Raw genomic sequence first — 9,087 nt, 5'->3', positions numbered from 1 at the left:
GTATCGCGATGGCATACCGACGCGAGGCTCCGGCTATCCATGAGTGACATCCAATCCCTGACCACCCAGGCCCTGGCCGACGTGGCCGCTGCCAGCAGCCCCGATGCGCTGGAAGCCCTGCGCGTGGCACTGCTCGGCAAGAACGGCAGTATTACCGCCCAGCTCAAGCAGCTTGGCGCATTGCCGGCCGACGAGCGCAAGGCCGCCGGTGAAGCCATCAATCGTTCCCGCGACGCGCTCACCAGCGCGCTGGCCGAACGCAAGGCCGTGCTGGAAGACGCTGCGCTGGACGCGCGCCTGGCCGCCGAATCCATCGACATCACCCTGCCGGGACGTCGCGCCGATCGCGCCGGCCTGCATCCGGTCACCCGTACCCTGGAGCGCATCACCGAGATCTTCGGCCGGCTCGGGTATGAAGTGTCCGAAGGCCCGGAAATCGAAGACGACTGGCACAACTTCGAAGCGCTGAACTTCCCGCCGCACCACCCGGCGCGTGCAATGCACGACACCTTCTATTTCGGCGACGGCCGCCTGCTGCGCACGCATACCTCCGGGGTGCAGGTGCGCTACATGGGCGACCACGCGCCGCCGCTGCGCATGATCGCGGCCGGCAAGGTCTACCGCAGCGACAGCGACCAGACCCATTCGCCGATGTTCCACCAGGTTGAAGGCCTGCTGGTGGACGAGCATTCGACCTTCGCCGACCTCAAGGGCACCTTGTCCGAGTTCGTGCGCGCGTTCTTCGAGCGCGATTTCGAGATGCGCTTCCGTCCCAGCTACTTCCCCTTCGTCGAACCCGGCGCGGAAGTGGACATCGCCTGGCAGCAGCCCGACGGCAGCACCCGCTGGCTGGAAGTGCTCGGCTGCGGCATGGTCCACCCGAACGTGCTGCGCAACGTGGGCATCGATCCGGAACGCTACACCGGCTTTGCCTTCGGTATGGGCGTGGAGCGCTTTGCGATGCTGCGCTACGGCGTCAACGACCTGCGCGCGTTCTTTGAAAACGACGTGCGGTTCCTGAAGCAGTTCGCGTAACGCCGGTACAGCGTAGAGCCGGGCTCTGCCCGGCTATCCAACAACGCCCAACGCACCACCATTCATCACGGCCCAGGCGCATGCGCCGGGCCCACCAGGGTGACACCATGAAATTCTCTGAAAACTGGCTGCGCAGCCACGTTCCCACCTCGGTCTCGCGCGACGAACTCGGCGCGGTGCTGACCGCCATCGGCCTGGAAGTGGAAGAGGTCACCGCGCTCGGCGTGGGCCTGGACCACGTGGTGGTGGCGCGCATCGTGTCGGCCGAGCGCCATCCCGAAGCCGACCGCCTGCAGATCTGCCAGGTCGATGCCGGGCAGGGCGAGCACCTGCAGATCGTGTGCGGCGCGCCGAACGCGCGCCCGGGCCTGGTTGCGCCGCTGGCGATGATCGGTGCGCAGATCGGCGAGCTGAAGATCAAGCCGGCCAAGCTGCGCGGCGTGGACTCCAACGGCATGCTGTGTTCGGCCAAGGAGCTGGGCCTGGACAGCGACGCGTCCGGTCTGTTCGAGCTGCCCGATGACGCGCCGGTCGGCCAGACCCTGGTGGAGTACCTGGGGCTGCCCGATGCCAGCATCGAGATCAAGCTGACCCCCAACCGCGCCGACTGCTTCAGCATCCGCGGCATCGCCTTCGACGTGGCCGCTGCATGCGCCAGCGAAGTGGTGCCGTTCGACGCAGCCCCGGTTGCGGCGGTGGGTACCCGCGAATTGACGATCGACCTGGCGGCCGGTGCCGAAGCGCCGCGCTACGTGGGCCGTGTCATCGAAGGCATCAACGCACGTGCTGCCACCCCGCTGTGGATGGCCGAGCGCCTGCGCCGCAGCGGCGTGCGGCCGGTGTCGCTGCTGGTGGACATCACCCAGTACGTGATGCTGGAATTGGGCCAGCCGATGCACGCCTTCGACCTGGGCACCCTGCAGGGCAGCATCGGCGTGCGTCGCTCGCGCGCCGGCGAAGCGCTGAAGCTGCTCGATGGCCGCGATGCCGCGCTGGACGACAGCTTCCTGCTCATCACTGACGCCGATCGCCCAATCGCGCTGGCCGGCCTGATGGGCGGCTTTGACACCCGCGTCACCGACGACACCACCGCCGTGTTCCTGGAGGCCGCGCATTTCGCGCCCGCCGCGATCATGGGCCGTGGCCGCAAGCTGGGCCTGCACACCGACGCCGGCCACCGCTTCGAGCGCGGCGTGGACCCGGCCCTGCCGCGCACCGCGATCGAGTACGCCACCCGCCTGGTGCTGGACCTGGCCGGCGGCACCCCCGCGCCGGTGACCGAAGCGGTACGTGAGGCCGACTTGCCGGCGACCGCCAGCATCGGCCTGCGCCGCGCGCGCATCGCCCGCGTGCTCGGCATCCAGATCGCCGATGCCGACGTCGAGCGCACCCTGCGCGCGCTGGGCATGGACGTGGCCGCCCACGCCGACGGCTGGCAGGTGACCGCGCCGAGCCGCCGCTTCGACATCGCGATCGAAGAAGACCTGATCGAAGAGCTGGCCCGTATCCACGGCTACGAGCAGATTCCAACCACGCTGCCCGGCGGTGCCTCGCGCATCGCCATGCCCAGCGAGACCCGCCTGGACGACCTGAGCGTGCGCCGCCAGCTGGTGGCGCGCGACCTGCAGGAAACCATCAACTACGCCTTCGTCGATGCCGGCCTGCTGGGCCAGTGGCAGCTGCACGCCGACGTGGTGGCGCTGGCCAACCCGCTGTCAGCCGAGCTGGCGGTGATGCGCCCGTCGCTGCTGCCGGGCCTGGTGGCCACGCTGGGCCGCAACGCCGCGCGCCAGCTGGGCCGGGTGCGCCTGTTCGAGCTGGGCCGCAGCTTCCACCCGCAGGCAGGCGAGGGCACCCCGGCACCGCTGGAAACCCAGCGCGTGGCCGCCGCCGTGTGTGGCGACGCCGACCCGCAGCAGTGGGGCCTGGCCACCCGCAAGGTCGATTTCCACGACCTCAAGGGTGACCTGGAATCGCTGGCGGCCGCCTCCGGCGCGGTGCTGACCTTCCAGCCCTCGCAGCGCCCGTACGGCCACCCGGCGCGCTCGGCCGAGGTGCTGCGCGATGGCGTCAGCCTGGGCTGGATCGGCCAGATCCACCCGCGCCTGGCCAAGGCCATGGACATCGACGTGGACGTGTTCGCCTTCGAGCTGGATCTGGCCCCGCTGGCCGCCCGCCAGCTGCCGCGTGCCACCGAGCTGTCGCGCTTCCCGTCGGTGCGCCGCGACCTGGCCTTCCTGGTGCCTGAAGCTGCCGCCTGGGCCGACCTGGAAGCCACCCTGCGCCGGGCCGTCGGGCCGCTGCTGCGGCAGGTGACCCTGTTCGACCGTTACGTCGGCCAGGGGGTCGAGCCGGGCTTCAAGAGTCTCGCTATGGGCTTGATTTTGCAGGACAAGTCGCGCACTCTGACGGACCGCGACGTGGAGTCGGTAGTGGCTGAGGCTGTCTCTGCCATGGAGCGTGAACACCACGCCCGGATCCGCGGTTGAGCGGGCAGCATGGGGGGTAGCAGGAATGGCATTGACCAAGGCTGAGATGGCCGAAAAGCTGTTCGACGAAGTGGGTCTGAACAAGCGCGAAGCCAAGGAATTTGTCGACGCGTTCTTCGATGTGTTGCGTGAGGCATTGGAACAGGGACGTCAGGTGAAGCTGTCCGGCTTCGGTAACTTCGACCTGCGGCGCAAGAACCAGCGCCCGGGTCGCAACCCGAAAACCGGTGAGGAAATTCCGATTTCCGCCCGTACGGTGGTCACCTTCCGTCCGGGCCAGAAGCTCAAGGAAAGGGTAGAGGCATATGCTGGATCCGGGCAGTAACCGCGAACTTCCGCCGATACCGGCAAAGCGCTACTTCACCATTGGTGAAGTCAGCGAGCTTTGCGATGTCAAACCGCACGTGCTGCGCTACTGGGAAACCGAGTTTCCCAGCCTGGAGCCGGCCAAGCGCCGCGGCAACCGTCGCTACTACCAGCGCCACGACGTGCTGATGGTGCGCCAGATCCGCGGCCTGCTCTACGAGCAGGGCTACACCATCGGCGGCGCACGCCTGCGCCTGGAAGGTGCCGGCGCCCGCGACGAATCGACGCTGAGCAACCAGATCATCAAGCAGACGCGGATGGAGCTGGAAGAAGTGCTGCAATTGCTTCGTCGCTGAACAAATCCGCTGATAAAACCGTTATACTCGTCGGCCCGCTGAGAGGCGGGGACAGTACCAGCATCATCGGGGCGTAGCGCAGCCTGGTAGCGCATCTGCCTGGGGGGCAGAGGGTCGTCGGTTCAAATCCGGCCGTCCCGACCATTGTTGGTAACAGATCAAGGGCTTGCACAGCGATGTGCGGGCCCTTTTTCGTTGTGCGTGCGCATGCCGGTACCGGGTCGCTCGCGGGCGGTGGCATGAACGAAGACGGGGCGCGAAATCTCGTTCGCGCCCCTTGTGTATGACCGGGAAAAGCGGTCAATACGCCGCCTGCATCATCTACGGCCCGAGCAGAGCAGTTCCCAGCGCATATGCTCGGCGAAGTACGTGTTGGAACACACCAACTCGATATCGCCTTGGGTGAAGCTGGTTCGAATGCCCAGGTCGAACGCATAGCGACTGAAGTCCATGTAGGCAGCGCTTCCGATGCCGCCGGGGAACTCGTAGACGGTGGGCTGTCCGTCCTTGGCGAAGTCCTCCTTTTTCAATGGAATGGGATTGCCGTGCATGTCTTGGGCGCTTTCAGGAATGGCCACCCACGTTTTCAGGTCATTGCTGTAGGTTGCGCGGATCTTCGAGCCGTCCGGGAAATTGATCACGGTGACCGGTCGGCCGCCGTCCATGGTCAGGATGGGTGTCTTGACCGCATTGACGAACGATATCCAGGCAACATAGGTTTTCGCTGCCAACGACGCATCAAGCCTTTCCATGACATTGTTCATCTTGCCGGGGCTTTGAATCCCTTCGTACGCATTTGCAGGCAAGGGTTTTCCGGGGTCTTGCGCGGGCGCTGCCTGACGCGCCTGCATGGCCAGGCCGCCCTGGCGCTCAAAGCTCCACGACCCCGAGTCGACGTAGTACTGCATGTCGAGTGAGCGGCCATTGGCGTGCCAAAAACCGACCAACGCGACGAAGTAGTCTTCAAGCGCCTGGTCGACCGGCATTTCGTACATCTTCGTATTGGGTGTAATGACGAATTTGTGGATCTCGCCCGTAGAGACGCTGAAGATTGCGACGCCGCCGAAATCGATCGCTCGCCTCGCTTCCTCCTGCATTTCCACCAGCGAACATCCCTCGCAGGGGAAACTGGCGATTTCCGCCTGGGCGTGGACAGTTGTGGCGGCAAGCAAAAGGCACGCGCCGGTGATTACGTTGATGAGTGTTCGGGACACGATTCATTCCTATATGGACACGTTGGGTAGGAAATGAATGACGACTCTGGCTAGGGCAGCAATGCTGAGCGCAATCGATACGGCCCGGGTAACGCGATTCATTGGCCCAGGTCGAAAGGGCATCCACCCCATCAGCAGAAGGGTTACAGCCGCAAATACGATCACTTGCGGGCCAGTTGCCATCATCGCCAGGCAGAAACTGATGAAGGCGAATAGCGAAAGTACGAGCTCGATATAGGTTCGATTGGTCATCGTCTGGGCACGTTGCTGCAGAAGTGGCTGGGCCATCCATGGCCGTGGAGGTAGCAACCTCCACAGCGCGTCAATCGTAACACGACTCATTCGCATTAATGGGTTGCGAAAGACACCGGTTCGATGGGGCCGATGCGGTGTCGCGACTTGCTGCGTGGGAGGATTGGCCATCGCACGTTTCAGCATTTACCATAGGCCCACTCGTACTACCGCGGCTGCTGAACCCGGTACTCACGAGAACACGACCATGGAAATGGAAAGAAACCGCGCCTGGCGCCGTTCGCAGGCCCGCAAGTGCGGCGGCGACCGCATTGCGCATGTCATGAAGTTCAAGCCCGAAAAGAACTGGAAGCTGCTGTATACCCGCCCGTGCAAGCTGATGCGTGCCCGCCAGCTGGGCATCAGCTATCCGATCCGCAGCACGCGCCAGTTGCTGGACCAGCAATGACCCACCTGCTGTTCGTCTGCAGCCGCAACCAGTTGCGCAGCCCTACCGGTGAAGCGGTCTGGCAGCCGCGTGCGGGATTCACTGCACGTTCGGCGGGCACCAGCCCGCATGCACGCAGACCCATCGGCCCAGCGGATATCCGCTGGGCCGATGTCATCTTCGTGATGGAGCCAAAGCACCAGCACCGGCTGCAGGCGGCGTATGCGCGCCTGCTGGCTTACAAGCGGCTGCACTGCCTCGATATTCCCGATGACTACCGCTACATGGACCCGGCCTTGGTGGCGTTGCTCGACGACCGGGTGGCGCGGTATCTGGCCGGCGACAGCGCGACACGCTGAGCCGGCGATAGCGCGCGATCAGTGGTTGGCGGCACCCGGCATCGGGTCGTCGTAGGTAAACCCGACCACGCACTCGCGTAGGGCATCGATCTCCCACATGCCGCTCGCAACCAAACCACCGCCCAGCGCCTGCAGCCAGTACCCGTCGGCGGCCAGCCGCGCCACCCGCAACCGGGGGGCACTATGTTCGGCCGGCACCTGGGCCAGGCGCTCATCCAGCCAGTGGCGCCACAGCGCGGCAAACGTCGGTTCCACCAGCGCACTCAACGAGAAACGTGCCCAGTTGGCGTCTTCGGCGTGCATGGCCTCGAAGGTGGCCCGGACGTAGGCGCGGGTGAAGCGGCCGTGCGGCACCGGGTCGGCGGCGACAAGCACATCCAGCGCATCCCCGAAGCGCGCCAGGCACTCGCCATACGCCGCTTCCAGCAACTCCTGGCGGTTGGCGAAGTGGTGGAACAGCGCGCCCTTGCTGACCCCGGCGCGTTCGGCAACCGAGAGCACCGTGACATTGCCCAGGCCGTGCAGCATCGCTTCCTGCACCGCTGCATCGAGCAGGGCCGCGCGCACCAGGGCCGGCTGCCGACGTCGTCGGGGTGTGTCCATCAGTGTGCCGCCGCCTTGGAGAACGCGTTGATCATGACCACCCCGCCGACGATCATCGCCACCCCGGTGATGGCCTGCCAATCCAAGCTCTGCTTGAACACCGTGACGCTGATGATCAGGGTGAGCACGATGCCCACGCCGCCCCAGATCGCATAGGCGATGCCCAGCGGCAGCGCCTTCAGCGCATGGCTGAGCAGGTAGAAGGACACCACGTAGCACAGCGCCATGCTCAGGGTGGGGCCAAGTTTGGTGAACTGTGCGGTCTTCTGCAGCAGCATTGTGCCGGTGACTTCGGCGACGATCGCGCCCGACAGGAACAGATACGCGGTGACCAAGGGTGACATGGGTTTCTTCCAGTTAGATACCGACCGGGCGGTATGTTACTTGTTGGTGCGGTGAATGGTATCTGACTGAACTGCCTCCATGGCGTTGTCGGTCCGACCCAGGCACCCATCCGGGCACCGCCTTCGCCGCGCGGTACAGGGCGTGTTTGCCGCTACCATGGCGCATGAACCCCACCCCCGATAACGCGAGCGCCCCCCGGCTGCTCGGTTTTGACGTACCCGGTCTTCAGGCCACGGTTGACCCCGCCGAAGACGAGGCGATCGTTGCCTTGCTCGATGTGGAACCCTCGGCCCGCTGGCTGCAGGTCTTCCATCGCCGCGTCGATGCCTTGAAGGGGGAGCTGGGGCTGGCGCGCGTCCAGATGGACGGCCGCAGCATCCGCTTCTTCGGTTCCGTTGCCGACAGCCGACGCCTGGCCAATGAGATTGCCGGGCTGATCAAGGACATCGCCCAGGAACTGTCCAGCCCGCCGTGACACCGGCGGTACGGGCCGGTAACAGCATCAGCGCGCCAGCAGCGGCAGCGGTCGGTCCACCACCACCTCTTTCATCACCAATGTCGAGGTCAGCCGCTGCACGCCGGGCAGCGCGGACAGGTGCTCGTCATAGAGCAGGCGGAAGGCGGGCAGGTCGCGGGTGACCACGTGCAGCAGGTAGTCCGGGTCGCCGAACAGGCGCTGCGCCTGCAGTACCTGCGGCACCTCGGCCACGGCCTCCTCAAACGCTTCCACCGCGCGGCGGTCGCCGTCGCGCAGGGTGATGAACACCAGGGTCGAGAACTTCAGCCCCAGCGCGGCCGGATCGAGCTCGGCACGGTAGCCCCGGATCGCCCCGGACTGCTCCAGCGCCCGCACGCGGCGGTGGCACGGCGAGATGCTCAGGCCGATCCGTTCGGCCAGCTCGGTGACGGTAAGCCGCCCATCTTTCTGCAGCTCGGCAAGAATACGGCGGTCGGTGTCGTCCATGCGCAAGAGTTTCCTCCTGCAGCGTGTTGCGTGGCAAGTAATTGGAAGCACATTCCAGTGATGCGGGAATATTCTTCTGTCTGGCCAGCAGATAGCGGCAAGACCGCGTGGACCCCATGCAACCCACTACCGTGGCCGCCTTCTGGGCGGTGTCGATCCTGCTGGTGCTCACCCCGGGCGCGGACTGGGCGCACGTGATCGCAGCGGGGCTGCGCGGGCGGGTGGTGGTGCCGGCGGTGGCCGGGCTGCTGTCCGGTCACCTGCTGATGATCGCCCTGGTAGCAGCCGGCGTGGGCGCGCTGCTGGCCCGCTTCCCGGTGGCGCTGCAGGCGCTCACCGTGGCCGGCGCGCTGTACCTGCTGTGGCTCGGCGTGGCACTGCTGCGCAACCCACCTGCGCCAACAACGGGCGACGCGCATGCGGCATCGGGCTGGCGGCACTGGGCCGTGCGCGGCGCCTGCATAAGCGGCCTGAATCCCAAGGTGATGCTGTTGTTCCTGGCCCTGCTGCCGCAGTTCATTTCGGTCGGTGCCGGGTGGGCGATGCCGGCGCAGATCCTGGCACTGGGCCTGGTGCATATCGCAAGTTGCGCGGTGGTGTACCTGGCCATCGGCTTCGGTGCCGGCGCGCTGCTGCGCACCCGACCGCGTGCGGCGCGCGTGGTCGGCCGCATTTCCGGTGCGGCGATGGTGATCATCGCCGTGCTGTTGTTGTGCCGAACCACTACGATCTGATCC

The 9,087-nt window shown here is 65.9% G+C and carries 12 protein-coding genes and 1 tRNA gene; 9 read left to right on the top strand and 4 right to left on the bottom strand.

The genetic code is table 11. The features are described 5' to 3' along the window. Window positions 1–39 precede the first annotated feature (39 nt). The 5 genes from pheS to ACZ0AE_RS13570 all read left to right on the top strand — a co-directional run bounded on the left by pheS (window position 40) and on the right by ACZ0AE_RS13570 (window position 4,330). Window positions 40–1,035: a phenylalanine--tRNA ligase subunit alpha gene (gene pheS / locus ACZ0AE_RS13590; RefSeq protein ID WP_038687280.1), complete on the top strand. Its 996-nt coding sequence runs from the start codon at window positions 40–42 to the stop codon at window positions 1,033–1,035. Between the two features lie 107 nt (window positions 1,036–1,142). Next, window positions 1,143–3,524, top strand: coding sequence for a phenylalanine--tRNA ligase subunit beta (pheT, locus tag ACZ0AE_RS13585; protein WP_463601373.1), 2,382 nt, complete (start codon window positions 1,143–1,145; stop codon window positions 3,522–3,524). A gap of 25 nt (window positions 3,525–3,549) precedes the next feature. Then, entirely contained in the window at window positions 3,550–3,849 is a 300-nt protein-coding gene (locus ACZ0AE_RS13580; RefSeq protein WP_005410432.1) for an integration host factor subunit alpha, read from the top strand. Then, entirely contained in the window at window positions 3,830–4,186 is a 357-nt protein-coding gene (locus tag ACZ0AE_RS13575; RefSeq protein ID WP_038687283.1) for a MerR family transcriptional regulator, read from the top strand. The genes ACZ0AE_RS13580 and ACZ0AE_RS13575 overlap by 20 nt, the downstream gene beginning before the upstream one ends. Before the next feature lie 67 nt (window positions 4,187–4,253). Then, window positions 4,254–4,330 (top strand) — tRNA-Pro (locus ACZ0AE_RS13570). A gap of 173 nt (window positions 4,331–4,503) precedes the next feature. Here ACZ0AE_RS13570 and ACZ0AE_RS13565 read toward each other — a convergent pair. After that, a complete protein-coding gene (locus ACZ0AE_RS13565) occupies window positions 4,504–5,400 on the bottom strand; it encodes a hypothetical protein (RefSeq protein WP_038687285.1) in 897 nt (298 codons plus the stop codon). Between the two features lie 499 nt (window positions 5,401–5,899). Here ACZ0AE_RS13565 and ACZ0AE_RS13560 point away from each other — a divergent pair, with 499 nt between their 5' ends. Further along, window positions 5,900–6,100 carry a hypothetical protein gene (locus ACZ0AE_RS13560; protein ID WP_038687289.1) on the top strand — a complete coding sequence of 67 codons (201 nt, stop codon included), beginning with the start codon at window positions 5,900–5,902 and terminating at the stop codon, window positions 6,098–6,100. Next, window positions 6,097–6,438, top strand: coding sequence for a low molecular weight protein tyrosine phosphatase family protein (locus ACZ0AE_RS13555; RefSeq protein WP_038687291.1), 342 nt, complete (start codon window positions 6,097–6,099; stop codon window positions 6,436–6,438). The genes ACZ0AE_RS13560 and ACZ0AE_RS13555 overlap by 4 nt, the downstream gene beginning before the upstream one ends. A gap of 18 nt (window positions 6,439–6,456) precedes the next feature. Here ACZ0AE_RS13555 and ACZ0AE_RS13550 read toward each other — a convergent pair whose 3' ends face one another. Further along, the gene (locus ACZ0AE_RS13550) at window positions 6,457–7,041 is read right to left on the bottom strand and encodes a TetR/AcrR family transcriptional regulator (RefSeq protein ID WP_463601372.1); all 585 of its coding nucleotides are present in this window, start codon (window positions 7,039–7,041) and stop codon (window positions 6,457–6,459) included. After that, on the bottom strand, window positions 7,041–7,385 hold the full coding sequence (locus ACZ0AE_RS13545) for a DMT family transporter (RefSeq protein WP_038687295.1): 345 nt from the start codon (window positions 7,383–7,385) through the stop codon (window positions 7,041–7,043). Before ACZ0AE_RS13545 ends, ACZ0AE_RS13550 begins: the two co-directional genes overlap by 1 nt. 164 nt (window positions 7,386–7,549) lie before the next feature. Between ACZ0AE_RS13545 and ACZ0AE_RS13540 the strand changes: the two genes are divergently transcribed. Next, on the top strand, window positions 7,550–7,861 hold the full coding sequence (locus tag ACZ0AE_RS13540) for a hypothetical protein (protein ID WP_038687297.1): 312 nt from the start codon (window positions 7,550–7,552) through the stop codon (window positions 7,859–7,861). Between the two features lie 27 nt (window positions 7,862–7,888). Here the strand turns inward: ACZ0AE_RS13540 and ACZ0AE_RS13535 are convergent, their stop codons facing one another. Continuing rightward, the gene (locus tag ACZ0AE_RS13535; protein WP_463601371.1) at window positions 7,889–8,350 is read right to left on the bottom strand and encodes an Lrp/AsnC family transcriptional regulator; all 462 of its coding nucleotides are present in this window, start codon (window positions 8,348–8,350) and stop codon (window positions 7,889–7,891) included. Between the two features lie 116 nt (window positions 8,351–8,466). Between ACZ0AE_RS13535 and ACZ0AE_RS13530 the strand changes: the two genes are divergently transcribed. After that, complete coding sequence (locus ACZ0AE_RS13530; protein ID WP_463601370.1) at window positions 8,467–9,084, top strand: LysE family translocator; 618 nt, start codon at window positions 8,467–8,469, stop codon at window positions 9,082–9,084. The last annotated feature ends 3 nt before the right edge of the window (window positions 9,085–9,087 follow it).

It is taken from the genome of Stenotrophomonas sp. AC248 (genome assembly GCF_979258185.1).
This window is presented reverse-complemented; position numbering and strand designations above follow the sequence as displayed.

Excerpts from the sequence above, each read along its gene's own strand:
- pheS (WP_038687280.1), top strand. The coding sequence starts at position 40 with ATGAGTGACATCCAATCCCTGACCACCCAGGCCCTGGCCGACGTGGCC.
- ACZ0AE_RS13555 (WP_038687291.1), top strand. The coding sequence starts at position 6,097 with ATGACCCACCTGCTGTTCGTCTGCAGCCGCAACCAGTTGCGCAGCCCT.
- ACZ0AE_RS13530 (WP_463601370.1), top strand. The coding sequence starts at position 8,467 with ATGCAACCCACTACCGTGGCCGCCTTCTGGGCGGTGTCGATCCTGCTG.
- ACZ0AE_RS13550 (WP_463601372.1), bottom strand. The coding sequence starts at position 7,041 with ATGGACACACCCCGACGACGTCGGCAGCCGGCCCTGGTGCGCGCGGCC.
- ACZ0AE_RS13535 (WP_463601371.1), bottom strand. The coding sequence starts at position 8,350 with ATGGACGACACCGACCGCCGTATTCTTGCCGAGCTGCAGAAAGATGGG.
- pheT (WP_463601373.1), top strand. The coding sequence starts at position 1,143 with ATGAAATTCTCTGAAAACTGGCTGCGCAGCCACGTTCCCACCTCGGTC.
- ACZ0AE_RS13540 (WP_038687297.1), top strand. The coding sequence starts at position 7,550 with ATGAACCCCACCCCCGATAACGCGAGCGCCCCCCGGCTGCTCGGTTTT.
- ACZ0AE_RS13580 (WP_005410432.1), top strand. The coding sequence starts at position 3,550 with ATGGCATTGACCAAGGCTGAGATGGCCGAAAAGCTGTTCGACGAAGTG.
- ACZ0AE_RS13575 (WP_038687283.1), top strand. The coding sequence starts at position 3,830 with ATGCTGGATCCGGGCAGTAACCGCGAACTTCCGCCGATACCGGCAAAG.
- ACZ0AE_RS13545 (WP_038687295.1), bottom strand. The coding sequence starts at position 7,385 with ATGTCACCCTTGGTCACCGCGTATCTGTTCCTGTCGGGCGCGATCGTC.
- ACZ0AE_RS13560 (WP_038687289.1), top strand. The coding sequence starts at position 5,900 with ATGGAAATGGAAAGAAACCGCGCCTGGCGCCGTTCGCAGGCCCGCAAG.